This window comes from Kitasatospora sp. NPDC085879, from assembly GCF_040686255.1.
Classification (GTDB): domain Bacteria; phylum Actinomycetota; class Actinomycetes; order Streptomycetales; family Streptomycetaceae; genus Kitasatospora.
Genome location: NZ_JBFBJZ010000047.1, coordinates 29,533 through 54,040 on the forward strand (window position 1 = coordinate 29,533; position 24,508 = coordinate 54,040).

Consider the following 24,508-nt stretch of genomic DNA (forward strand, 5'->3'; position numbering starts at 1 on the left):
TGAAGATAGCAGCCGCCCCGGAACGGTCCGCCGGGGGCGCTGCCGCCAACCCTGATGGAGAGATCCATGTTTGACGCGCCGTCGATCCGGGTCCCCGTCATCCGGCCCCCCGAGGCCGCCGTGGGTGCTCCGGTGAACCCGCAGTGCTACGCCGCTCGTTCGTCGTGGGGCGGGCCGGGGGCGGTCGCGGGGTCGTGGGGGCTGAAGGTGCGGCGGTAGGCGGCGGGTGAGACGCCGAAGGCCGTCCGCATGTGCGTGCGCAGGGAGTTCGCGGAGCCGAAGCCGGCCCGGTGGGCGACCAGGTCGATCGGCAGGTCGGTGGTCTCCAGCAGTTGCTTGGCCATTTCCAGGCGCTGCGCGGTGAGCCACTGCACCGGGGTCATGCCGGCCTCGTCGCGGAACCTCCGGGTGAAGGAGCGCAGGCTCATCCGGGCGTGCTCGGCGAGCCGCGTGAGCGGCAGGGGCTCACCGAGGTGCTCCAGGGCCCAGGCGCGGGTGGCGGTCGTACTGGCGACGGTGGGTTCGGGGACCGGGCGGTCGATGTACTGGGCCTGTCCGCCGTCCCGCCAGGGCGGCACGACGCACATGCGGGCGGCCCGGTTGGCGACCGCCGCGCCGTGGTCGCGGCGGATCACGTGCAGGCACAGATCCACGCCGGCTGCCACACCGGCGGAGGTGAGCACGTCGCCGTCGTCGACGAACAGGACGTCCTCGTCGACCTTGACGGCGGGGTAGGCCCGGCGGAACTCCGGCGCCAGGTTCCAGTGGGTGGTGGCCGGCCGGCCGTCGAGCAGCCCGGCCGCGGCGAGCACGTAGGAACCGGTGCAGATGGACACCAGCCGGGTGCCGGGCCGGATGCCGGCGATGGCCGCGCCGACCTCGGGCGGCAGCGGGCCACCGCGGCCCAGCTCGGGCATGGCGTGCGTGGGCGGGACGATCACGGTGTCGGCGGCGGCCAGCGCCTCGGGGCCGGCGGCAGGCTGCACGGTGAAGCCCGCGTCGCTGAGGACGGGGGCGCCGTCGGCGGTGCAGACGGTGACGTCGTAGAGCGGCCGGCCCTCGGAGTCCGCCGCACTGCCGAAGACGCGGGAGGGGATGCCGAGTTCGAAGGGCGGAACCCCGGGCAGGGCGAGCACCGCGATCCGGTGCCGCCGGGGCGGTGCCTTCGCCTCCGCGTCCCGCTCGCCCACCCTCCGTGCCGCCTGCATTCCGCCCATGGCCAGATCCTGTCACATAGTGGCCGGACGGCCAACACTGCGCCGCCCCCGCATGTCGGATCGTGGACTGCGTCGCCGGGGGAACCCGGCGGCATGAGGATCGAAACCAAGATCGAAACGAAGGACGAGGCGGACAGCATGCGCGCGGTGGTCGTGGAGCAGTGGGGCGGACCGGAGAACCTGGTCGAGCGCGAGATCGAGCGCCCGGAGCCGGGACTGAACGAGGTCCTGGTACGGGTCCACGCGGCCGGAGTGAACCCGGTGGACTGGAAGACCCGCGCCGGCGGCGCCCTCATCGAGTGGGGCGCCGTACCGGCGGTCGGCTGGGACGTGTCCGGCACCGTCGAGGCCGTCGGGCCCGGCGTGGGGATCTTCCGCCCCGGCGACGAGGTCTTCGGAATGCCGCTGTTCCCCCGGCAGGCGGGCGGATACGCCGAGTACGTGGTCGCGCCGGCCCGGCACCTCGCCCCGAAGCCCGCCGGCCTGACGCACGTCGAGGCGGCGGCACTGCCGCTGGCCGCACTGACCGCCTGGCAGGCCCTGGTGGACGCGGCCGATGTCCGTCCCGGGGAGCGCGTGCTGGTGCACGCGGCGGCCGGTGGGGTCGGCCACTTCGCCGTACAGATCGCCAAGGCCCGCGGCGCCTACGTCATCGGCACGGCCAGCGCCGGCAAGCACGACCTGGTGCGGGAGCTGGGCGCGGACGAGGTCGTCGACTACCGGGCGGTGCGGTTCGAGGACGTCGTGTCCGACATCGACGTCGTGCTGGACGGGCTCGGCGGCGAGACGGCCGAGCGCTCCCTGAAGGTGCTCCGGCCCGGCGGCCGGCTGATCACCCTGCCCGGCCCGGACGACGTGCCCGCAGCCCCGGACGGGGTGCAGGCCTCGTGGGTCCTGGTCGAGCCGGACCACCTGGGCCTGCGCGAGATCGCCGCCCTGGTCGAGCGGGGCGCGCTGAAGCCCGTGGTCGAGACGGTCTTGCCGCTGGCGGAGGCCGCGAAGGCGCACGAGATCGGCGAGCAGGGCCGCACCACCGGCAAGATCGTCCTGACGGTCGCCTGAGTACCGGGAGCGGCGTAAGGGACACCCCGGACGCGACGAAGGCCCGGCAGACGATCTGCCGGGCCTCCGACGAGGAGGAACCGTGTTCGGCCTCGGCCCTCGGGGCGTGTCCCGTGGGGCGCGAGGGGGGTCACCCGGCAGAGCCTGGTGGCTGACCTCGCCGACGACGAAGCGGTCGTCCTTGTCGGCCCTCAAAAACGCCTCCACCCCGGCCGACTGCCACGGGCCCAGGACCGGTCGGCCACCTACAGCGGAGTCGGATTGATGATCGCGAACGGGGCGCCCTGCGGATCGGCGACCACGGACATGCGGCCGGCCATCATGTCGAACGGCGGGGCCAGCACGGTGCCGTTCGCCTTGACCAGGGCGTCCACGGTGGAGTCCACGTCGTCGACCGCGAAGTAGCTCAGCCAGTGCGCGGGGGTACCGGGCGGGTCGTTGGCCAGCAGGGTGACGCCGCCGACCGCGCGGCCGCCGACCCGCAGTTCCCAGTAGGAGTCCGCGCCGTCCAGTGGTTCGATCTCGATGCCGAACGCCTCGCCGTAGAACGCGGTCGCGGCCGGCACGTCGCTGGTGTGCAGCTCGTTCCAGGTGAGCGCGCCCGCCTCGTTGACCACCTGGGCGCCGAAGAACTCACCGGGCTGCCAGACACCGAACACCGCACCCTGCGGGTCGGCGGCGATCAGCATCCGGCCCAGGTTGCCGACGTCCATCACCGGGACGAGCAGCGTGCCGCCCGCGGCGACGATCGCGTCCTGGGTGGCCTGGGCATCGGTGCTGGCCAGGTAGCTGGTCCACACGGTCGGGGGTTCCGGCATACCCTCGGGCGCCATCGCCGGGCCGATGCCCGCCGCCGCCTTGCCGTTGAGCTCGCAGACCGCGTACCCGCCGAACTCGGCGGGGCCGGGCTGTCCCTGCCAGCCGAACAGGTCGCGGTAGAAGTCCAGCGCGGCCTGCTGATCCTTCGCCATCAGATCGATCCAGCACGGAGTGCCGGTCGCGTACGGAGTGGTGACCTCGGGCATTCTCTCTCCTTCGGACGGGGGCTCTCCCAACACCTTCTCCTCGCACGCCGGAGTCGCCCGTCCGACACACCAGCGCGACGGAGGGAAGCCGAGCGCCCGCCAGAGCCTCTTCGGAGCGCACGCCGGCGAACGGCGGCGGGCCATGGGCGAGGTGTCCGGGCGGCGTGCCGGTATCCGCCGAGTTTGCTCCCGTCCGCGCACCAGGAACGCCCGCCCCGACCCGACCGGGCAGCGGTGGGTGCTGCCGGACCTGGTCGAGCGAGCATCTCTCCCAGCGCGGCACGGTCGCCCGCAGGACCTGGGGCCGGGCGTGACCGCCGCCGCTGTGCCGCGGCGTCCGGTTCGCCCGGCCAAAACCGGTGTACGCGCTCCGGTCGCCGGGGGATGATCTTCGGCGTGACGGACGAAACCGCGGCAGGCGCGGGAGCAGGCAGCGACGACGCCGATGCCTGGAGAGCACGGTTGGGCTGGGCCTTCGACCTCATAGCGGACGATCCTGCCGAGCGGACCGCGGCGCTCGCGCATCAGCGCAGGGCCAGACAGAACAGCTGGGACGCTCGAGATGCCGAACACCCGCCACGTGTGGCGGACGTGGCTAGCGGGAGCAGCCGAAACGGAGCCGACCCCGGCCGGTAGTCCGGAGGATCGACCGTGTGGCCCCGGTCCGGGCCGCGTGTCAGCGGAGTGTCGGCACGACCAGAGCAACTGCGCGGGTGAGCAGGGGTTCGTCGGCGGTGGCGGCCGGACTCGTCGTGTCGGTCACGCGCCCCGGTTCGGCGGTGTTTCAGCGCGGAGTCACCCAGGCCGGTGCCCAGGTTTCGGCGGCGACCTGGCGGGCCGTGGTGGCGGCGAGGTGGGTGCGGAGGGTGGCCAGCGCCGGGTGCGGGTTGTCGCGGTGCCAGAGGAGCGAGTGCGGGTAGACGGGCGTCGGGTCGGTCACCGGGATGCGGCGCAGGCCGTGGTCGGCGGGCCAGACGAGGCGGGTCTGCTCGCCCATGAAGGTGGCCAGGGCCGGAGTGTCAGCGATGGTGTCGAGAAGGGCGTCGGAGCCGAAGTTGGGGCCGGTCGCCTCGATGGTGAGGCCGAACTCGGAGGCGAGGTCGTCGTAGTAGGCGGCCCACTCGGTACCGGGGACGATGCCGGGCATCCAGATCCTGTGCCCGGCGAGCCGGGCGACGGTCACCGACCTCGCGCCCGCGAGTGCGTGCGCGGGGCCGGTGAGGAGCTGGAGCGGCTCGTCGAGCACCCGGACGGACTCGATGTCCGCGGGGAGGGGCCGGCCGGGCACGGCGACGGCGCGGAAGGACGCGTCGATCGCGCCGGAGCGAAGGGCGGCGACGGCCGTCTCGACGTCGAACAGCATCACCACGTCGAGCTCGATCTCGGGGTGCGCGCGGTGGAAGCCGCGCATCAGGCCCGACGGCGCGACGCGCGAGGCGATCACGTCCACGCGCAGCGGTCGGCTGCCGGTGCGCACGGACGCGGCCGCGCGTTCGGCGACCCGGAGCAGCTCGCGGGCGTGCGGCAGGAACGCCTGCCCGTCGATGGTGAGCTCGGCCCCGCGCGGCGTGCGGGTGAACAGCCGCACGCCGAGGTCGCGCTCCAGTGCGGCGATGCGCTTGGAGACGGCCTGCTGGGTGACGGCCAGCTCCGCGGCGGCCTCCTGGAACTGCCCCGCGTCGGCGGCTGCGACGAAGGTCCGGACGGTGTCGAGGTCCATGCCGACAGCCTACGGGTACAACCACTGGTTGTGTCCTGGAAGCCCTGTGGTTGTTTGATCCCGGGGTGTGGGCCTCGCTTTGATGGCTTCCGATCGCGGATCGGTTGTGCGGGTGTGGCGAGGGGCGTCGGGCATGAGGAGCGGGCACCGGCCGCGGCGCCGGCCGGGACATCGATTGGGGCGGCGGTTCGGGTGGCTCTGGGGAGCGTACGGGACCAGCGCGCTCGGCACCTGGCTCGCCTTCGGCGCGTTCCCGCTGATCGCCGTCCAGGTGCTGCACGCCGGACCGGCCGGAGTCGCCGCGCTCTCCTCCGTTGGGGCTGCGGTGGGTGCGGCCGTGGCGGTGCCGCTCGGCCCGTGGGTGGAGTTCCGCCGCAAGCGGTCGGTGCTGATCACGATGGACGTGGTGCGGTTCGGCGCGCTGCTGACGATCCCCACCGCCTTCGTACTCGGCGCGCTCACCCTCGTTCAGCTCCTACTGGTCTCGGTCGTCGTCGCGGCGGCCGACATCACCTTCCGCGCCGCCTCCGGCGCGTACCTGAAGACGCTGCTGCCGGCCGAGGACCTGCTCGTCGCGAACGCCCGATTCGAGTCCACGGCCTGGACGACCACGATCATCGGACCGCCGCTGGGCGGCGCCGCGATCGGGCTCCTCGGTCCGGTGGCGACGGTGACGGCCGACGCCGCCAGCTACCTGCTCTCGGCCCTGGGCATCCGCGTGACGGGCGGGAACGAGCCGCCGCCCGAGCGTCGGGAGACCGCACATATGCGGGCCCGGGACCTGCTCGACGGCTGGCGGTACATCCTCGCCGACGCGACACTACGCCCACTGTTCCTCAACACCGCCCTGTTCAACGGCCTGGTCATGGCCGCCGAGCCACTGCTGGCCGTCCTCATGCTCGGCCGACTCGGGTTCACACCGTGGCAGTACGGCCTCGCCTTCGCCGCGCCCTCGATCGGCGGCCTGCTCGGTTCGCGGCTGGCCCGACCGCTCGTCACCCGGTTCGGACAGCACCAGGTCCTGATCGCGACGGGGACACTGCGCGCGCTCTGGCCCGTCGGCCTGGCCTTCCTGCAGCCGGGCACCGGAGGGCTGCTCCTGGTGATGGGCGTCGAGTTCGGGCTCACCCTCTGCTGCGGCGTCTTCAACCCCGTCCACGCCACCTACCGCCTCCAGCGCACCGCAACCGACCGGATCGCCCGCACGCTGTCCGCGTGGGCAGTGACGACCAAGGCCGCGACCGCGCTCCTGACGGCCGTCTGGGGCGTGCTGGGCGGCCTGCTCGGCCCGCGCACGGCCATCGGCCTGGCCGGCGTACTCCTGCTGGCGACCCCGCTGCTGCTGCCACGGCGCACCGCCGGTCCAGGTCCTCATCGGCATCTGCTTCGGCCATCAGTGCGATGAACACCCGCTCCGGAAGCAACGGCTCGATTCGCGCCGGCTGCGTGTCATTCAACGGCACAAGGCCGGCCGCCTTGCGCAGTGAGGGAGTCCAGATCAGGCGTCGCAATCGATCTCCGGACTCCCTCGCTTCCTCTCATGTGCGACATGAGCCCTTGGCATCAACCGTCTAGAGGAGCCGGCCGACCAGATCCGCCGCCCGCCGACCCCTCCGGGAACGCTGGGCGGCTGCAGCCGTGGAGACCGCGTCCGGTAGCCAGGACTCCACGTCCTCGATCTCCTGGATGCGCGGACCGTCTCTGTTCGCGTCCCTGAGGGCCTCGAACAATGTGTCCTTGTCCCTGGCGAACTCCAGGCGGAGCCGGGCCGGTGAGTCGATGCCGCAGGCCACCAGCAGGCCCAGGGCGGCGGCGCAGTCGAGACGGTCGTGCAGCTGGGTCAGCTGGGCGATCTGGACGAACCGTTCGACGAGCACCGGCGAGATGTCGAGGTACTCGGCCAGCACGGCGCGCTGCCGGGTGGTCGCGGTGCGGAACAGGAAATCCGTCGGAGCGCTGAGTCCGGCCTCGACCAGCTTCGGCCGGCAGGAGTCGAAGACCGGCAGATCGACGAAGGTGGAGGCGGTGGCCGTGAGCTCCTGGTACTCCTCGCTGTCGTGCAGCGCGCGAAGGCAGGGATCCTTGCGGGCCTCGGCTCTGAGGGCCTCGGTCGGCAGCGCGATCCGCAGGTAGCGGAGGGCGGTGCGCTTGGACATGGGATGGCTCCGCCGGTCGAGGCCGGCGAGGCGGGCGTACTCGTAGGCCAGCCGTGGCGCGGGCGAGGATTCCATGAACGAGTGACGATCCGACCGCACATCGGTGAGTGCCTTGATCTCGTGCCGCATGGCCTTGCCGATGGGGCGGATCTGTTTGGCGAGCGTCAGGAGATCCATGTCGTTCGTGTCGACGTCCTCACACGCGCTCTCCAGCTCCTCGACCCGCTTCTCGGCCAGGCCGAGGGCGTGCTTGTCCGAGCGGCCCGACACCACGAAGCTGTTGATCCACTGGGAGGCGCTGCGGTAGAGCGCACGGATCACCAGAGCGTCGGGGCAGAACGCCTTGATGTCGTCGAACTGGTCGTCCGCCTCCTCGGCGAGCTGCCGGTAGGCGGCGCTGTCGTGCGGGGTGGCGTCCTGGAGGGCCCAGAGATGGTCGACGCGGGCGAGGACGTTTCCCGGATCCTCGTCGACGGCTCGGGCCAGCAAGGCCGTTCGCAGGTCGGGATCGTCGATGAGCGAGCGACTGGTCGCGATGACCTGCAGGGTGACGCTCCGCCAGGCGGTGGCACCACAGAGCTGGTCCCTGAGCCGGGGGTGCGCCCGGCTCAGCCGCAGCAGGGTGACGGCGGCGGCGCCGGTGAGGAGCTGGGCCTTTGCGCGCTCCCGGGCCTCCTGGCCCTTGCTCAGCGGGAGGAACAGCTCGGCGCGGCTGAAGATGTCGCTCTCGGCGTGGCGGCCGTTGCGGGTGAGCGTCACGGTGATCCGGTTGTCGTCCATGATGGCGGCCCGTACCCGCCAGGTGAGGTCCGGCCGGATGGCGAAGAAGATGCTGGAGAGAGCCGCGGCGATCTTCCCGGACGGCAGGGCGCTGAGGTCCTCGGTCTTGATCTTGCTGAGGTGCATGGAGCTGGTGACCGCCCGCAGGCGCATCGGCGGGGTGTCGATACCCAGGTCCTGGACCCGGGCGAGCAGGTAGTCGGTGGCGACCGGGTCATTCTCGCCGTCCGGGGACTGCACTGACACCTGAAGGCGGAGGTTCTGACCGAAGGTCGCGGCGGTGAGCAGGATCCCGTCGAGCGTGAGTACCGCGTAGGTGGTGAGGAGTTGCCGGCGTGGGTCGTGCAGGACGACCGTGCGGAGGAGGAGGCCGAGGCCGCCGATGATCACGAGCGGGACCAGCAGGCGCCACCAGTAGGTGCATGCCCCCGCGAAGGTGGGCCGCCAGCTGCGGATTAGCCGCATCAGCGTCTTCCCGCGCGACTCCCACTCGGAGGCGACTCGGTGGCGTTCGTGGGTCCAAGCAGCCGCGACGGTGACTGCCGCGGGGAAGACGACCAGCGCCGTCAGGTCCGCCGGCCAGTCGCTGATGTCGCCCGGGTCGAAGGGATGGAACATCTGGTAGATCGCGAACATGAGCGCCGATCCGACCAGCAGGAGAAAACCGATGACGCCCAGCGAGATCCGCCAGGGCCTGGGCCACGCGATCGAGTCGACCTTCACCACGACACCACTGAGCAGCCCGCTCAGCGTCAGCAGGACGAGGAGCAGAATGGCGGCGGCAGTGAGCAGCTGGGTCATCGGCAGGACCCAGCGGTCGTAGAACAGATCCCACTGAGAGAGGGCCAGGTTCTGCTGACGGGCAGTGATCGCGTTGAGGCCGGCCGTCGCCTCGGCGTTCTCGGCGTCGATGGCCAGGGCCTCCCGGAACTTCCGCTCGGCCGCCGCGAGGTCGCCCGCCTGGAGTAACTCCTGCCCGGCAGCAGCCGACTGGGCGGCGACCTGGTGGTGTGCAGCGACGAGGGAGAGACCGACCGACGCGCAGGTCGACGGGTTCCCGTCGGCCGTCTGGGTGTACAGTGCCGCGGCCTGCGCCAGATGTCCGGCCTCGAGCGACTGCTGCGCCAGCGCGCAGAGGGCGGTCGGGTCGGGGGCCGCGCAAGCGGGGGCGGCCGACGCAGTGAGGGCCGCGGCCGCGGCCAGTAGCACCGCGGCGATCGTCCGGCCTGGGTGTCTCGGCATCATGCACACCTCGGGTCCGCAGGATTCCCCCGTCCACGAACGATAGGGTGGCCCGCCCCGCACCGCTGGACGAACGCCACCGGCCGGAGGACGGCCTGCCCTGCTGTCTCGCCGTCGGCCCGGTGGTCGTGCACTTCCTCCTCGCGATGTGTCCGTTCTTCGGGCGGCACTGCGAGGCAGCGCACCGAACGACTCGCTGCCCGGTGGTGACGGTCTTGTCGACGGTTGTGACCCCGGGCAGGGGGCCGTGAGCGCGGCCCGACAGGCTCCCCTGTTCGACAGCACGGTGAAACTCCGCCACGCAACCGCGCTCGACCAGCACCATGAGGCCGAACCGCAGAACCGGACGAGAGGACCCGGACGTCCAAGCTGAACCCGCTCGAGCGCCCCGCCTCATGTCGCACCGGCCGGACTGGTGCATCAGTCCGACGCGATGTCAGACACGCCCGTGGGCAACGGGACGGCGGGGCGCCCGGTGGGCCGCGGGCTTCGAGGGCCCTTACCGACCGGCGACGTCGAGCAGCAGCTTCGCGGCCACCGACGCGCCGTCGGTGCTCATCGTGTCGGCCACGGCCCTCGCCCGTGCGCGGGTCTCGGGGGTCAGGGCCGTCCTGAGCGCGGCCGACAGCGACTCGACCGTGGGAGCCGGGCCGTCGTGGGCCGCGCCGATACCCAACTCGGCCACCCGCTGCGCCCAGTACGGCTGGTCCACGATCTGGGGCACCACCACCTGGGGGGTGCCGGCGCGGGTGGCCGCCATCGTGGTGCCGGCGCCGCCGTGGTGGACGACGGCGGCCACCCGGCCGAACAGCGCCTGGTGGTTGACCTCGCCGACAGCGAAGCAGTCGTCCTTGTCGTCGGTCGGGGACAGCTCCGCCCAGCCGCGTGCGATGACGACGCGCCGGCCCTGCGCGCGGACGGCCTCGACGGCCACCCCGGCCACGTCTCCGGCTCCGCGCAGTGGCATGCTGCCGAAACCCACGAACACGGGCGGAGCGCCGGCGTTCAGGAACGCCTCCAACTCGGCCGGGAGCGCGCGTTCGTCCGGCAGGATCCACGCGCCGGTCTGCACGACGTCGAGGTCGGCCGACTGCCAGGGGTCCAGGACGGGGTCCGTCGCCAGCCACGGCCGGTCGGTGAGGACGTGGTCGCGGACGTTGTCCACCGGCGGGAGGCCGACCGACGCCCGGTGGGTGTTGACCGCCCCGCCGAACAACGCGTTCATGGTCTGGATGTTGAGGTCCCACAGCTCCCGGTTGTCGGTCACCTCCGGCGGGTACGGATGGCTCGGGTACTGGAACGGCGGGCGGTGCGGTGACGGCAGGACGGTCGGCTGGAGAGCCAGGTACACGTACCCGAGACCCAGCTTGTCGGCCGCCGACCGCGCGCCGGCCGCGCTCGGGAACAGTCCGGTCGCCACCACCACTGCGCCTGCCTCGGCCTCGGCCACGATCGCGTCGTAGTACGCGGAGACCAGCGCGGCCACGCGCCGGGGAAAGTCCGACGCCACCGGCGGCGCCCCTGTCACCAGGGCGCGTACCGACTCGCTCACCGGGACCATCGGCACACCGACCTCGGCCAGCCGCTGTGCGAACTCCTCGTCCGGCGGCGCACACACCCGGACCTCCGCCCCGAGCTCGTGCAACCGCACCGCGAGCCCCGCCAAAGGCTGGACGTCTCCGCGCGACCCGTACGTGGACAACAGCACACGCATTCCGTGAATCCCCCATCTGTGCAGGCTCTTGCCTTGAGCTGCAGATTCTGCAGCACGACCGGGGCCTTCCCACAAGCCCCCCGGTGCGCTATACGTTGTAAGTGGCGAGGAGTGGGAAATCGCCTCCCCTCCGTTTCCTTTGACCGCCGGTCACCTCAACGCGGTGACGAACCCGCCGAACGCGCCGGCTTCCTCGTGGTACCCGGTCAGCGGTTGTGCGCGGGAGCCCGCGCCATGACGCACGGCAGTACGGCAGCGGGCCGCGCGGGGGGATCGTCCGCCCGGCCCGGGTCGGCGCGGGGCGGACCGGCTACCCTCCCCGGTCATGGAGCAGAGTTTCGACGCGCGGGCAGTCAGGGCCACCGGCGGAATCGACGCGGGTGGAATCGAGGCCAGGCCGCAGGGGCCGGCCTGCCCGGAGTGCGGCACCGCTGTGCGGGCCTCCGGGCCCGGCCGTCGACCGGTCTACTGCTCCCGCTCCTGCTCCTCGAAGGCATACCGGCGCCGTCGTGCCGAGGACCAGCACAAGGCCGTCACGGACGCCCTCGTCGCCTCACGCGCCGCAATCCCCGACGACGCCGACGACGGCGCCCGGGAGCTGCTCGACGTTGCCGCCGGTTTGCAGCGCGCCGCGGCCCACTTCCTGGAAAACCTGGAGAACTCCCGCGACGGTGGGCCCGACGAGGACGGCGGCCAGGCCTTGGACCTGCTCGAGCGCAGCGTCACGTCCACCACCTGGCGCCTGCTGCACACCGCCCGCGCGCTGCGTCACGCCAGGCTCCTCGAGCGCCGTGCCGCGCACGCCGCCGAGGCCACCCGGCACGAACAGGCCGCCACCGGCGAACCGGCGCGCGTCGGAGCGAACCCCGAGCAGCCGCCCGTCACCGCACGCGTCGAACCCGGTCCTGTTTCCCCGCGCGTCGAAATCCCGGGCCCGGTGAAGCGGCGACCGCTGCACCATCGCCCCGCACCCGCCGAGGCGCCGCCGCCGACCCCGGACACCACACCTGCCGGCAGCGCGGCCGCCCAGACCCCGCTGCGCCTGGCGCTCGCCGCCGAGCGCACCTCGGTGCCGCCACTCGCCCGGGGCCTGGGCACCCCGACCGGTACCTGGAGCGCGGAGGACGGCACCCTCCTCGTGGACGGCTGGGACCACGACCCGCGGGTGCTGCTGGTCCGCCGGGCCGACGGACGTCCGGTCGGATGGGTCGCCGCAGTCGGTGACCACTGGGGGTCCTACATCGCTGGCCGCCTGGTCGTCGACGCCGCCGACCGAGAGCCCTGGCTGTCCCAGGACGCCCTCTACGCCGTGTCCCTGCTGCGCATGGCCCTCGACCAGCACCTCGCGTGAGACCTCGGGCCCGGTGACCGGTAAACGCTAAGCGGCGACCGGTAAGCGGTGAACGGAGGAGCTCCCCGACGGGCAATGGCGTGCAGCCGGGGAGCCACGTGATCCACTCACGCTCCGTCAGGCTGCCGCACCCGCCCGGGCCTGGCAGGCCCGGGCGGGTGCGGTGTCGGTGGGTTGGTGTGGTGTCGGGGTCAGTAGGGGCCGTTGACGTTGTCGATGGAGCCGTAGAAGTGCGCGGCGTAGTTGCAGGCGGCGGTGATGTTGGCGACCGGGTCGTAGATGTCCGTGGAGGTGCCGGGCACGTGGTAGGCCTGGAAGGTGGGGTCGATGACCTGGAGGAGTCCCTTGGAGGGGTGGCCGGCGGCGGCGTTGGAGTCGGTGAGGTTGATGGCCCTGGGGTTGCCGGAGGACTCACGCATGATGTTGCGGTAGATGCCGTCGTAGCTGCCGGGGACGTGGTTCTCGGCCATGACGGTCAGTGCCTGGTTGATCCAGGTGTCCAGGTCGCCGGTGGCCGGGGTGGCGCTCGTGGTGGTGGTCGGTGCGGGGCTCGGCGTCGCGGCGGGCTGTGCGGCGGGCTGGGCGCCGGCGGTCCGGGTCCCGTACGAGGTGGGGGTCGGCCGGGACGAGTCGTGGGTCTGCGGGGTGGTACCGCCGGATTCCTCCGACCAAGCGTGGGTGGTGAGGGAGGTTCCGTCCCAGGAGTGCGTGGTGGTGTGGCTGCCGGCGGTGGCGTACGAGGCCGAGGCGGTCGGTGTCGTCGTAGGTGCGGCCGCGGTCGGCGTCGTCGTGGCCCGGGCGGTCGTGGGAGACGTCGCGGTGCCGGGGTGGACGGCCGTCCGGGGGTGGGCCGCCTTCGCCGGTGCGGTGGTCGGGTGTGCCGTGTGCGGCGGCGGGGCTGCCGTGTGCGTCGGGGCGGTGCCGCGCTGTGCGGGCAGGACGGCGGTGCGTTTCGCGGGGGAAGCGGTGCGCTGCGAGGGGATCGCGCCGGTCGTGTGGTGCGCCGCGGCGGCGTGATGGGTGGGCGAGGGAGTGCTCCATGCCGTGGGTTCGAGCGGCCGGGTCTGGCTGCGGGTCGCGGCGGTGGGACCGGGGCCGCTGCCATGGCCGGGGGCCGCGTTGGCGGTGGTGACGGCGACGGCCGCGGTGGCCAGGGCCGCAGTGGTGATCCACCGGCCGGACAGGAGAACGGCGGGGACTCGGCGCGGGCGGGCGTGCTTGGGCATAGGGGCTCCGGTATTCGGGGGCGACAGGTCGCAAGGGCGGGGGACGGGCACACGGCAGCGGCACAGCGGCACAGCGGCACAGCGGCCGAGCGGCACAGCGGCACAGCGGCGCGATCGGGACGCGCGGGAGCGCTGCGCGGGAAGGCTGGGGGAGGGGCGGTGCGGGCAGCACGGACTGTCCCGGCGGGCGCGACGGGCCGGGTGGGGCGCTGTCCGGGGGTGTGCGCCGCTGTGGGCCGCGCTAGCCGGGGGAGCGGGTGCGCGGGGGTCAGCGCAGGGTGCGGGGGATTCGTGCCGGGGGCCTGCCCCCGAACGGCGGCGGCCACCGCACAGGGACGCGGGAGCGGGCGTGGCGGCGCGGGGGAGGGCGGGATCGTCCGGATGCGGGGGATCGTTCGGCGCGCGGGGAATCGGCGAATGGTGTCACGGTGTCACCTCGGCAGGAGGGGCGGCGTGGTGGGCGTGCAGGGCGCACCGGGGCGGATGTGCTCGGGTGCGGTCGCGGATCGGCGCCGCGCGGGTCCCTGCGGCAACTGGTCGGTGCACTGACCGATGGGGTTGGGGTTTTCTATCCCTCCGGCGGCTCCGGAGTCCACACTTTTCCCGCAAAAAGCCGTGAAGGCGGTGTACGTCACAAAAGCGCCTGTCGCCCTTGGCGTTTGGGGTATTTGGGACATTTGGGCGGTTTGCGGAACGCCAGGCCAGGCGCGCCGCGCGATGATCGGGGCGAAGATCCGCACCGGCAGCCAGGCGGGGACGGGGGCCGCGGGCGGGCTGTCCGGCGGACCGCCGCGATCTCGGACGCTTTCCATCCCGCCCCACCCCGCGCCCGGCCGGCGAGCGCCGCGCCACACCCCTGGCCGGCCCGGGTGGGGCCTCTCGCCGCAGAGGCGGCCGCTCCCGGCCGAGCCCGCACAACCCGGTTCTCCGAGCGCCCTCGCGCCCGCGTGTCGGCGCGGGCGGCCGAGCAGGGCGTCAGCGGTGGACAGGGGCCCGGTCCATCCGATCGCCGGATCGGGCAATCGGCGGGGCCGTCCCGCGCTCCGACACGCCCTCGAAGGTGCAGCCCCGGTGCGCGTGCGAACCTGGGTCGGTCGTGTGCATTCCGTGTCCACCCGCACCGGTGACCGACACGGTCGGCTGCGCATGCTTGGGCAGCCCGGGGCGCGGCCCGAGTGCTCTAGGGTGCACCAACTGCTCCGTCCGGTGATGGACCAGAGTTTCGACGTGCGAGCATTCAAGGCCGTCGATGGAATGGACGCGCAGCTATTCGGGGCGCTGCCCGTGGCCCCCGGCCTGTGCCGAGTGCGGCGCCGTACTCGTCGAGGGCGTACCCGGCTCCGGCGTGCCGAGAACCCGCACAGGGCCGTGGCCGGTGCCTGCGCAGTGGCCGGCCCCGCACCGCTACGCGCCCGTCCGGAGCCGACCCGACACCGGGCCGCTGGCTCGGGACTTTGTCGGTGTCGAGGCCGAGGGAGGCGGGGAGCGAACCGTTCCCGGCCCCGCGCGGGACCGACATGGCCATGCCGCAGGGCCACCGGCTGCCCGCGCCGTTCCTACCTCTACTCGGCCCGGCGGGCCTGTGGCCTTCTTGACCCGTGCCCCCGTCGCCGCGACCGCGACGGCGGCGCCTCCGCCGGACCCCCCGCTCACCGCTTTGCGGCCCCACGGAGGCGCCCGGGTCGACGTGATCCACCGTGGCGAGGGAGCCGTCGCGGGACGGCGCGAACGCGGCCCGGTTCGCCGCCGGCCGCGCACCGCCCGGCACTCCCACGGGGCCGCCCCCGGCCGCTTCGGGGCGACCTTGCGGTCGTGGGCGTGGTGGCCTCCTCCGCCCGGTGGGTGTCGTCAGCGTGTTCGAGTTGTGGGTGTCTGTTCGACGAGGGTGGCGGTGGCGCGGTCGAGGAATTCGCAGAACCGGCGGTGTTCGTCGGCGCTGAAGCGGTCGGTCAGGGCGCGTTCGAGCACGATCACCTCCTGATAGGCCCGCTCGAGCAGGTCCCGGCCTGTGTCGGTGAGGGTGGCGATCATGACCTTCGCGTGGGCCGGGGAGGCTGTGCGGTCGATGAGTTCCTTGGCCTGCATGCCGTTCAGGACGGTTGCGGTGCTCTGCTGGGAGACGCCGCAGGCGCGGGCGAGTTGGGCGCCGGACTGGCCGTCGTCACGGGAGAGGGCGAGGAGCACCGTGTACTGGGTCATGGACAGTCCGTAGGTGCGCAACACCGCTTCGTGATGGGCCATCAGCGCCTGCTCGGCGCGGCGGAGGCGGGCGCACAGGTGTTCCTCGACGGGCACCTCATCCATCTCTCAACTTCCTTACTTGACTCAATTGCCTGAGACTCACTATGTTCGTCAGTGTCAGGTTACTGAGTCACCACAGAAGGTTGAAACTCGATGAAGGCTGTTGTTCTGGGTACCGACGATCAGCTCCGCCTGGCCGAGACCGCCGAGCCGACTCCCGGGCCGGGCGAAGTGGCCATCCGGGTCGCCTATGCGGGTGTGCAGTGGGGCGACGTGCTGGTGCGTGACGGACACTTCCCCGTCCCGCGGCCGTTCGTGCCCGGCTTCGAGGCCGCGGGCCGGATCGTCGCGGTCGGCGACGGCGTGGACGAGAGCCGCATCGGCGAGCGAGTCATCGCACTGATCGGCGCAGGCGGCTACGCGCAGGTCGCGCTCGCGCCGGCCGCACTGGCCGTCCGCGCACAGGGCGTCGACCTCCGCACTGCGGCGGGGTTCGGCTGGACCACCCCGACCGCCTACGACCTGATCAACACCGTCACCGGGATCGGACCCGGGGACAGCGTGCTGATCCACGCGGCATCCGGCGCAGTCGGCACCCTGGCGGCCCAGTTCGCCGCCGCGGCGGGAGCACGGCGCATCGTGGGCGTGGCCGGCACCACCGACCGGGCCGACTACGCACGCCGGTTCGGCTTCCACCAGGTCCTCACCCGGGCGGAGTTCCCCGAGGCCCTCGCCGGGGAGACCTTCGACGCGATCCTCGACCCCGTCGGAGGCGCGACCCGGATCACCAACCTGGCACACCTGGCGCCGCACGGCCGGCTCGCGGTCTACGGCAACATCGCCACCTTCGAACCCGTCGACATCCCGGCGAACGACCTGCTGATGAACGGGCAGTCCCTGATGACCTACAACAGCAACCTCCTGAGCCGGACCGACCCGGCCCTGCTCGCCGCCAGCGCAGCCCGCGCACTGGCACTGGTGGCCGACGGCTCGGTGCACATCGACATCACCGCCGAACACCAACTCGCCGACGTGGAGACCGCGATCGCGAACCTGGCGAGCGGCGTTACCCGCGGAAAGAGCATCGTCCGGGTCCAGTGACGAGCCGGCGCCCGATCGCGGCCGGGCAGGGCACGTAGGCCGCCAGACGGCACGATCCGCACGATCCGGCGGCGTGACTCTCACAGCGAACCGCGCGACCCCCCCGGTCGCCAGGCACGAGCCTGCCCGGCCCCACCGCGCACTCGCCGAGCCCGACACCGTGCGCCACCTCGCCCACCGGCCCGACATCAGCCCCCCTTGCCCCCGCCGCCCGGACTGCCGACGACGTGGCGGCCGATCTGCGGTCCGGGACCCTGGGCGGCCCGCAGGGCGGGTTGGGCGCAGGCCGTGAGTACTCCGTTCAGGTGTCGGCGGGGTTCGCCGGAGCACTCTTGCGGGCAGACCATGCGGCATGACGACTCCTGCCAGGAACCGCCGCCATCGCCGCCGTCCGGACACTCGTGCCGTCCCGGCGCCCGCTGCTTCGGCCCGCACACACGAGCCGCAGGCCACGCCCGCCCGGGCCGGAAACGGCGCCGACGGCGGGTGTTGCCGGACCTGGTCGAGTGAGCACATCTCCCAGGGCGGCATGGTCGTCCGGACGACCTGGCACGAGCCGGCGTGCAGGACCTGGGGCCGGCCCTGACCGCACCCGCCGCCGCATCCGTGCCGGGCGCCCGGTTCGTGTCCGGCCGGGGCGTCCCCAACCGGGCCGTCACGGGCAGCAGGGCCCAGCCAGCCTCTCCCGGGAGGTCCTGGCGCGCCGCCGACTCGTGGCCACTTCAGCGTTGCGCGCACTCGCGGCGAAGATCATCATGTGGGGATGCCCGCGAACCGAACCCCCGCCGCACCGACCGTGGTACGGCTCTCCCAGTACACCAAGGCCGACCAGAGCGAGATCCTCGGCGGTGGCGACGATCCGTTCGGCGTCGCCCACACCGGCCTGACCTGGCTGCCCAAGGACGAGCACTTCGGCATCCGGCAGGGCGACCGGCTCGTGGCGCACACCGGCCTGTTACGGCTGCCCGTGACCATCGGCGAGGCCGAGACCGAGGTGGTGGGTGTCGGCGGGGTCGCCGTCGCCCCCGACGTACGGGGCCGCGGCCTGGCCCGGCAGGTCGTGACGGCCGCCGTCTCGCACGCCCGCACGATGGGGCCGCGGCACGCACTGCTGTTCTGCCGACCACCCCTCGTACCGCTCTACCGGCGCCTGGGCTGGCACCCGCTCGACACCGACGTCGTCGTGGAACAGCCCGGATCCCGGCTCGTCGTCATGCCGCTGCGGACCATGGTGACGCCGCTGCACGACGGCGCGCACTGGCCGCCGGGAGCGGTGCGGTTGCGCTCGCTCCCCATGTGAGCGCCCCTTTCGATGCGTCCGGCGAGGGGCGGAATTCTCCGCGCCGTCTGGCGGGTGTCCTGGTGTGCCGCCCAGTCGTTGTATGTGTGGACGTCCCCGACCCCCCGCGGGGGCGTTCAGGCTGCGCCTCGCGCACCGGTCCGGATGCTCACCCCCCCCGGGTGTCCGGCCCGGTACACCGCGCAGTCGCGGGGGTGGCCGGGCCGTACACACCCGGTCTCCCCCGCCTCCTGTCCGTCGCCGGTCGGGCCGGTTGAGCCGATCCGGAGTTCCAGGTTGCGTCGCTGTACGTCGCGCAGCTTTCCGGGCGGCAGTACCAGGCAGTCCGGGTCGTCGTTCGCGCCGGGCGCTGCAGGCAGTTGCTCCAGCAGCCAGTCCGCGTCCGATCTCCGACGCCCGGCTTCGTGCCCGGACGGTTCTCCGGGGGCACAGTCCGTCAGGCAGTCTTCAGTTGAGCTGCTCGGCCAGTCCGACGATGATGCCCTCGGGGCCGCGGACGTAGCACAGTCGATAGCTGTCCTCGAACTGTGCCAGCTCGCCGACGAGTTCGGCGCCGTGGGTGCGCAGGCGGGCAACGACGTCCTCGATGTCGTCGACGGCGAACATGATGCGGCGGATGCCCAGCGTGTTCGTCGGGGCGTTCTTCGGCTCGGCGCTGATCGCCTTCGGCGTGTGGAACCTCGCCAGCTCGATTCGTCCGTGGCCGTCCGGGGTCCGCAGCATGGCGATGTCCTGCCGGACGTCGTCCAGCCCGATGACAAGCTCCACCCAACGTCCCGCGATTGGCATCTGGCCCTCCAACTCCATGCCGAGTTCGACGAAGAACGAAACGGCAGCGTCGAGGTCGTCCACAACGATGAGGACGTTGTCCATCCGCTGGATCGCCATGCCGGATCTCCTTGGTGTGGTGCGGCCACGGCGGCCGCATCCGCCGCTGGGACGGAGCCGCCAGCCCGTTCTCGACATCCTCCGACACATCCGCTTCGTGAACCTCGTGCCGTGCCGGTCTCGCGCTATTCATGCCGATTCGGGCGAAAACGGTTCAACGACACAGTCCAGTGGAGACGCAGTGCCGCGGTGGGGGAGTTGCGGCCGCGCCCCCCCGGGGGGGGGGCTCGTCGACGAGCCCGCACCCCGCGTCACCCTGCCGGCCCGCGACCGGACCGGCTGGGCGGACCTGTGCGCGCTGATCACCGCCGATGGGGCTCGGCCAAGGTCGCGGACACGCTGGACTCCGCCCGGCTGCTGATGCCGATCCGGCCGGACCGCACCCGCAACAGTGAGCGCACCCCGAGGGACCACCGCGAGATGACGCAGCCGACAGCAGGCGCCTTCCGCGGCACGGATGCCGGCGTGTCGGCGCCTGCGGTCGGCCCTAGGAACTGAGCAGGCCGATGACGTAGCCGTCGTGGTCCACCACCGGCCACGCGTCCAGACCGCGGGAGCGCATGGTGGCGGCCGCCGCAGTGGCGGGCAGGTCGGCGGTCGCGAACGGGGCGCGGTCGAGGACGATGTCGCGCACCGCGGTGCGCTCGGTGTACCAGGACCGGGCTTGGAACGGCGCGAGGTGCAGGCGGGTCAGCACGCCGGCGCAGCGGCCGTTCTCGTCGCGGACCAGGACGTGGTCCTCGCCGGAGCTCTGCAGGATGTCCATCGCCGTATCGACCATGACATCGTCGCTGATCTGCAGGTCCGGGCGTTTCATGAGGTCGCCGACCGTGGCGGTGGTCGCGGGGTGTTCGGGGATGACGGTCATGGACGGGCTCCTTCGCGTATGTCCCGCCGGGGCCGGCGGTGATCAGGGCACTGGCGGCGGGACGGTCGACGGCGCCCGCCGGACGGGGCCGCGGCGCCGGCTCCGGGCTCCTCGTCCGGCTGTGGTGGAAATCGGGTGTCACCCACCGGTGAACAACGCGGGCCCGGCCCGCCCACCGTCCTACGCGGGGCGGGCGACGCGCCTGGGTGCCGCGCTGCGGGAGCCGCCGGTGGCCTGCGCGTTGCGGCCGGCGTGGTTGGGACGGCCGCGGCGGTTGCGGCTCGTGGACGCGCTGCGGCGCGGACGCTCGACGACGGGGTCGGCGATCACCACGGGGAGGCCGGTGGGCACACGGGCGCCGGTGATGAGGGCCAGCTTCTCGTCGCTGGAGTGGACCCGGGTGGATTCGGGGGTGATACCGGCGGTGGCCATCATGCGGGCCATCTCGCGACGCTGATTGGGCAGGACGAGGGTGACGACGGTTCCGGACTCGCCGGCCCGGGCGGTGCGCCCACCGCGGTGCAGGTAGTCCTTGTGGTCGGCCGGCGGGTCGAGGTTGACGACCAGGTCGAGCCCGTCGACGTGGATGCCGCGGGCGGCGACGTTGGTGGCGATCAGCGTGGTGACGTCGCCGGTGCGGAACTGCTCCAGGGTTCGGGTGCGCTGGGGCTGGGACTTGCCTCCGTGCAGGGCTGCGGCCTTCACCCCCTTCGAGAGCAGGTCGAGCACCAGGCGGTCCGCGCCGTGCTTGGTGTCGGTGAACATGATCACGCCGCCCTCCCGGGAGGCGATGTGCGCGATCGTGGCGTCCTTGTCCCCGTTCTGCACGTGCAGGACGTGATGCTCCATGGTGCTGACCGTGGCGGCGGACGGGTCGACCGAGTGCGTGACCGGGTCCTGGAGGAAGCGGCGCACCAGGCGGTCGACGTTGCGGTCCAGGGTTGCGGAGAACAGCATCGTCTGGCAGCCCTCGGCGACCTGCTCGAGGAGCTCGGTGACCTGCGGCAGGAAGCCCATGTCGGCCATCTGGTCGGCCTCGTCCAGGACGGTGACGGCGACGTCGTCCAGCCGGCAGTCGCCGCGCTGGATCAGGTCCTTGAGTCGGCCGGGGGTGGCCACCACGACCTCCGCACCTCGGTTCAGTGCCTGCGCCTGGCGCCCGATCGACATGCCGCCGACGACGGTCGCCATCCGCAGGCGCACCGCGTGGGCGTAGGGGGTGAGTGCCTCGGTGACCTGCTGCGCGAGCTCGCGGGTCGGGACCAGCACCAGCGCCAGTGGCCGGCGCGGTTCGGCCCTCCGTCCGGCGGTGCGGGCCAGCAGGGCGAGGCCGAAGGCGATGGTCTTGCCCGAGCCCGTGCGGCCGCGGCCCAGCACGTCGCGGCCGGCCAGCGAGTTGGGCAGTGTCGCGGCCTGGATGGGGAACGGGGAGGTGACGCCCTGACGGGTCAGCACCGACTGCAGTGCCTTCGGCATGTCCAGCTCGTCGAAGGACGAGACGGCGGGCAGCGCCGGGGTGGTGCTCTCCGGCATCGCGAACTCGCCCTGCGGCGAGGAGCCCTGACGGCCGCTTCGACCGGAGGAGCGCCGGCCGTCGGCCGGCCGGGAGCCGTAGAAGGAACTGCCGCCGGAGCGGGAGCCGCCACCGGAGCGGGATCCGCCGGCGGGACGGGAGTTGGCGTTCTGGTACGAGGAGCGACTGGAACGATTCATGGGAAGACCTTCCTCGGGCGGCGCGTCACGAGGAAGGCTCCGCAGCGGGGGCGCTGGCGGAGACCGCATGGGAACGGGCCGGAAAAATGTGAAGAGCGGGGCGCGGACGGCAGAAGCGTGCGCCACATCACCCATGGTTGGCGCTCGCCCGACCGGGCGGGAGCGCAGAACCTCGAACCGTGAGATGTCACGGCAGGGCGCCGAACCGGGCGCGGCGCCGTGCGTCTCGCATGGGTATGGCCGCCCGTGGCGGAGCCAGGGGGCAGGAGCGTCGTGGAGCAAAGCCGAGGGGCCCGCACCGGGCATGTACGCGGTGCGGGCCCCTCGCTGCTAGGCGGGTGCCGTGGCAGAAAAACTACAGCGGGCGAATGTTCTCGGCCTGCGGGCCCTTCTGACCCTGCGTGACGTCGAACTCGACCTTCTGGCCCTCGAGCAGCTCACGGAAGCCGTTGGCGTTGATGTTCGAGTAGTGGGCGAACACGTCAGGACCGCCACCCTCCTGCTCGATGAAGCCGAAGCCCTTTTCCGAGTTGAACCACTTCACAGTGCCATTAGCCATAAAAATTCTCCTTCAAGGGGCTGTCCGAAGCTCGCACAGCGCGGGCTTCGAGTCACCGCGATGAGCACCCACCCGGCGACAAGCCGGGAACAAAAAATGCGCCTGCGATACATCAGCAGGCGCACACAAAGTTCATGGGAACCACTACTGCAACTAACTCGACTCTAGCAGGCCCTGGACCGCTGCGGCGGAATATTCCACCCCCAGTTTTTCGGAAGCCGTCTCCGGGACCGCCGTCCACGAGCTGCCAGGAACCTCAACACGCCGTGGGGCCAGGCTGGTTGAAGGCATGTCCGCAGGCGCTGTCCGGGCCGGCGACTCCCTCGTCAGGGTGACGCGGACAGGCCCGGGGCAGCGTGTCGCGTGGGCTCCCGCCCCGGCTGCCACGGTCGCGGGCGTCCCGGCGCCTGGTCGCCGTCGGCAGCGTGGAGACGGTGGACGGCGCCATGCGAATTCGGGCCCGTGCGAATCCGAGACCTCCTGAAGGCCCCGCGCCCGTGGTTTCTGGCGCATACTGGACGGAATGACGAAACCACCAGCACTCCGGCGGCCTCTGCCCACCAGCCCGTTCAAAGCCAAGATCGAGGCGCCAGTCGAGCGGTTCGCCCTAGGTGACCGCGTCACTCACGACAGCTACGGCCTCGGCCGGGTCATCGGAGTCGAAGGCGACGGCGACATCGCGGTCCTCGTCGACTTCGGGTCGCGGCAGGAACGCATCACCCGGCCGTTCCCCGGGATGTTCAAGCTCTGACCCAGGGCGCCGCTGGCCGGCGCCGGGCCCTCGTCCAACCCGTGCTGCACCGCTCGCGGGCAGCTCTTGCGATCCCGGATGCAGCGGATCGCGCAGGGGGCGTCCTCCAGGGGGCGCTCACCCATGACGTGAATCCCCGCGGCGCCCGCCAGGCTGCGCACCGGCGGGTGGCGTGGTGCGCGGCGACGGTCGGCGCGGAGCGAGTCCGGGCACGAGCGCGCCCTTGGTGCACACGGGCAGATGAATCATGGCGCGCTGTTCGCGTTGCCCGATCCGCCCCTCCCGGCCGGTCTCTCCAGACAACGAACCGGTCCTGGTGCCGGTGGTCGACCCGGAGACGGAAGCGCACTGCGCGGCCTCGTTCGGGGGATGTCCCGGGCCGGAGTCGAGCGTGGCGGGCCATTCCATGGTCCTACTGCCGCCGGCGGTTCGGGCAGCGTCCGTGGAGAGTCGGCCGGAGGGCGGTCGTGTGTGGCCGGCGGGGGCGTGCCCGCCCCGGGTTCTTCACCGGTACGACGACCTGACGCGTTCGAGAGCCTCGGCCAGAAGCGTGACCAACTCCTCGATGATCGGGAGGCGGGCGCCGGGTCTGCTCACGGCCAGGACCTCGCGGTTGAGCGGCGCGACGCCGGGCGGAAGAGCGACCGGTTCGACGCCGGACCGGTCGCCCCCCTCGCCGATGAGCGAGGCCGGGATCAGCCCCACCGCCAAGCCGGCTCCGATCATGGCCAGCATGCTGTGCAGGTCCTCGGTCTCCAGCGTCACGTCGGGGGAGATCCCGAGATCCGCGGCCCAGCGGTGCAGCAGACGGCGGTCGGGACTGTGGGCATGACCGGAGGTCCATTCCATCCCCAGGCATTCCGCCAGTTCCGGCGGGCGACGGCCCGGCCGCCTGCCGGTGACGAGGACCAGCGGCTCGTACCCCAGGGAGGTGGTGGCCCACTCGTCCGAAACGCCCGGAGGGTCCTCGGGCAGGTACCGGTAGGCGATGAGGACATCGAGGTCGCCCGATCTTGGCAGGACTTTCGGCCCCCTGGTACGTGGCCGGGGGCTGGGCCATCGACCTCTTCAAGGGCGAGCAGACCCGCGAGCACGGTGACCTCGAGATCGCCGTCCCTGCCGCACGGTTCCCCGAAGTCCGTGCCCGGTTCCCTGATCATGCCTTCGACGTTGTGGTAGCAGGCCGCATCTGGGATCTCACGCCGGAGGTTGCGGACCTGACCCACCAGACCTGGCTGCGTGACCCTGCGACGGGGAACTACCTGGTGGACGTGTTCCGTGAGCCGCACGACGGACCGACCTGGATCTGCCGGAGAGATCCGTCGATCCGCCTGCCGTACACCGCGGTCATCCGCTCCACACCGCACGGAATCCCCTACCTCGCGCCGAGCTGGTACTCCTGTTCAAGGCCAAGGCGGCCCGCCCCAAGGACCAGTGGGACTTCGCCAGCGCACTTCCACTGATGGACGACGCCCAGCGGCAGGCTCTGGCCGCGTTCCTTGCACAGGTGCATCCGGGGCACAACTGGCTGACGGACCTCCGGTAAGGCTCGCGTCACACAACCCGCTCACCTTTGTTCTCCCAGGATGCCCCG

The 24,508-nt window shown here is 72.3% G+C and carries 18 protein-coding genes and 1 pseudogene; 7 read left to right on the plus strand and 12 right to left on the minus strand.

Annotated elements, in window-relative coordinates; all coding sequences use genetic code 11:
• Window positions 1-146 precede the first annotated feature (146 nt).
• Window positions 147-1,208 carry a helix-turn-helix domain-containing protein gene (locus AB0P35_RS29350; RefSeq protein WP_363516668.1) on the minus strand — a complete coding sequence of 354 codons (1,062 nt, stop codon included), beginning with the start codon at window positions 1,206-1,208 and terminating at the stop codon, window positions 147-149.
• Between the two features lie 147 nt (window positions 1,209-1,355).
• Between AB0P35_RS29350 and AB0P35_RS29355 the strand changes: the two genes are divergently transcribed.
• Complete coding sequence (locus AB0P35_RS29355; protein WP_095878141.1) at window positions 1,356-2,279, plus strand: NADP-dependent oxidoreductase; 924 nt, start codon at window positions 1,356-1,358, stop codon at window positions 2,277-2,279.
• A 245-nt stretch (window positions 2,280-2,524) separates the two neighbouring features.
• Here the strand turns inward: AB0P35_RS29355 and AB0P35_RS29360 are convergent, their stop codons facing one another.
• Both AB0P35_RS29360 and AB0P35_RS29365 read right to left on the minus strand, forming a co-directional pair.
• Window positions 2,525-3,304, minus strand: a complete 780-nt coding sequence (locus AB0P35_RS29360) for a VOC family protein (protein WP_363516621.1) — start codon at window positions 3,302-3,304, stop codon at window positions 2,525-2,527.
• Between the two features lie 784 nt (window positions 3,305-4,088).
• Complete coding sequence (locus AB0P35_RS29365) at window positions 4,089-5,024, minus strand: LysR family transcriptional regulator (protein ID WP_363516624.1); 936 nt, start codon at window positions 5,022-5,024, stop codon at window positions 4,089-4,091.
• A gap of 133 nt (window positions 5,025-5,157) precedes the next feature.
• Between AB0P35_RS29365 and AB0P35_RS29370 the strand changes: the two genes are divergently transcribed.
• Complete coding sequence (locus AB0P35_RS29370; RefSeq protein ID WP_363516626.1) at window positions 5,158-6,429, plus strand: MFS transporter; 1,272 nt, start codon at window positions 5,158-5,160, stop codon at window positions 6,427-6,429.
• 166 nt (window positions 6,430-6,595) lie between these two features.
• On the opposite strand, the gene AB0P35_RS29375 is transcribed toward AB0P35_RS29370, so the two are convergent.
• Complete coding sequence (locus AB0P35_RS29375) at window positions 6,596-9,202, minus strand: hypothetical protein (protein ID WP_363516629.1); 2,607 nt, start codon at window positions 9,200-9,202, stop codon at window positions 6,596-6,598.
• Between the two features lie 499 nt (window positions 9,203-9,701).
• Complete coding sequence (locus AB0P35_RS29380; protein ID WP_363516632.1) at window positions 9,702-10,916, minus strand: glycosyltransferase; 1,215 nt, start codon at window positions 10,914-10,916, stop codon at window positions 9,702-9,704.
• Window positions 10,917-11,241: 325 nt separating this feature from the next.
• On the opposite strand from AB0P35_RS29380, the gene AB0P35_RS29385 reads away from it, so the two are divergent.
• Window positions 11,242-12,267, plus strand: a complete 1,026-nt coding sequence (locus AB0P35_RS29385; RefSeq protein WP_363516635.1) for a hypothetical protein — start codon at window positions 11,242-11,244, stop codon at window positions 12,265-12,267.
• A 191-nt stretch (window positions 12,268-12,458) separates the two neighbouring features.
• On the opposite strand, the gene AB0P35_RS29390 is transcribed toward AB0P35_RS29385, so the two are convergent.
• Both AB0P35_RS29390 and AB0P35_RS29395 read right to left on the minus strand, forming a co-directional pair.
• Window positions 12,459-13,493 carry a transglycosylase SLT domain-containing protein gene (locus AB0P35_RS29390; RefSeq protein ID WP_363516638.1) on the minus strand — a complete coding sequence of 345 codons (1,035 nt, stop codon included), beginning with the start codon at window positions 13,491-13,493 and terminating at the stop codon, window positions 12,459-12,461.
• 1,848 nt (window positions 13,494-15,341) lie between these two features.
• On the minus strand, window positions 15,342-15,797 hold the full coding sequence (locus tag AB0P35_RS29395) for a MarR family transcriptional regulator (protein ID WP_363516641.1): 456 nt from the start codon (window positions 15,795-15,797) through the stop codon (window positions 15,342-15,344).
• Between the two features lie 90 nt (window positions 15,798-15,887).
• On the opposite strand from AB0P35_RS29395, the gene AB0P35_RS29400 reads away from it, so the two are divergent.
• Both AB0P35_RS29400 and AB0P35_RS29405 read left to right on the plus strand, forming a co-directional pair.
• On the plus strand, window positions 15,888-16,835 hold the full coding sequence (locus AB0P35_RS29400; protein ID WP_363516644.1) for a zinc-binding alcohol dehydrogenase family protein: 948 nt from the start codon (window positions 15,888-15,890) through the stop codon (window positions 16,833-16,835).
• 763 nt (window positions 16,836-17,598) lie between these two features.
• Complete coding sequence (locus AB0P35_RS29405) at window positions 17,599-18,135, plus strand: GNAT family N-acetyltransferase (RefSeq protein ID WP_363516647.1); 537 nt, start codon at window positions 17,599-17,601, stop codon at window positions 18,133-18,135.
• A 447-nt stretch (window positions 18,136-18,582) separates the two neighbouring features.
• Here AB0P35_RS29405 and AB0P35_RS29410 read toward each other — a convergent pair whose 3' ends face one another.
• From AB0P35_RS29410 to AB0P35_RS29425, 4 genes are all read right to left on the minus strand, one after another.
• Window positions 18,583-19,023, minus strand: a complete 441-nt coding sequence (locus AB0P35_RS29410; protein ID WP_363516650.1) for a VOC family protein — start codon at window positions 19,021-19,023, stop codon at window positions 18,583-18,585.
• Between the two features lie 487 nt (window positions 19,024-19,510).
• Window positions 19,511-19,891 carry a CBS domain-containing protein gene (locus AB0P35_RS29415; RefSeq protein ID WP_363516653.1) on the minus strand — a complete coding sequence of 127 codons (381 nt, stop codon included), beginning with the start codon at window positions 19,889-19,891 and terminating at the stop codon, window positions 19,511-19,513.
• Between the two features lie 180 nt (window positions 19,892-20,071).
• Window positions 20,072-21,604, minus strand: a complete 1,533-nt coding sequence (locus AB0P35_RS29420) for a DEAD/DEAH box helicase (protein WP_363516656.1) — start codon at window positions 21,602-21,604, stop codon at window positions 20,072-20,074.
• A 355-nt stretch (window positions 21,605-21,959) separates the two neighbouring features.
• Window positions 21,960-22,163 (minus strand): cold-shock protein, encoded by a 204-nt coding sequence (locus tag AB0P35_RS29425; protein WP_045694210.1) that lies wholly within the window; start codon window positions 22,161-22,163, stop codon window positions 21,960-21,962.
• Between the two features lie 523 nt (window positions 22,164-22,686).
• On the opposite strand from AB0P35_RS29425, the gene AB0P35_RS29430 reads away from it, so the two are divergent.
• Window positions 22,687-22,914, plus strand: coding sequence for a hypothetical protein (locus AB0P35_RS29430; RefSeq protein ID WP_095877842.1), 228 nt, complete (start codon window positions 22,687-22,689; stop codon window positions 22,912-22,914).
• Window positions 22,915-23,418: 504 nt separating this feature from the next.
• Here the strand turns inward: AB0P35_RS29430 and AB0P35_RS29435 are convergent.
• The gene (locus AB0P35_RS29435) at window positions 23,419-23,934 is read right to left on the minus strand and encodes a LysR substrate-binding domain-containing protein (protein ID WP_363516671.1); all 516 of its coding nucleotides are present in this window, start codon (window positions 23,932-23,934) and stop codon (window positions 23,419-23,421) included.
• On the opposite strand from AB0P35_RS29435, the pseudogene AB0P35_RS29440 reads away from it, so the two are divergent.
• A pseudogene (locus AB0P35_RS29440) lies at window positions 23,928-24,460 on the plus strand (hypothetical protein); the annotation flags it as partial. The gene AB0P35_RS29435 and the pseudogene AB0P35_RS29440 sit on opposite strands and share 7 nt — an antisense overlap.
• Between the last annotated feature and the right edge of the window lie 48 nt (window positions 24,461-24,508).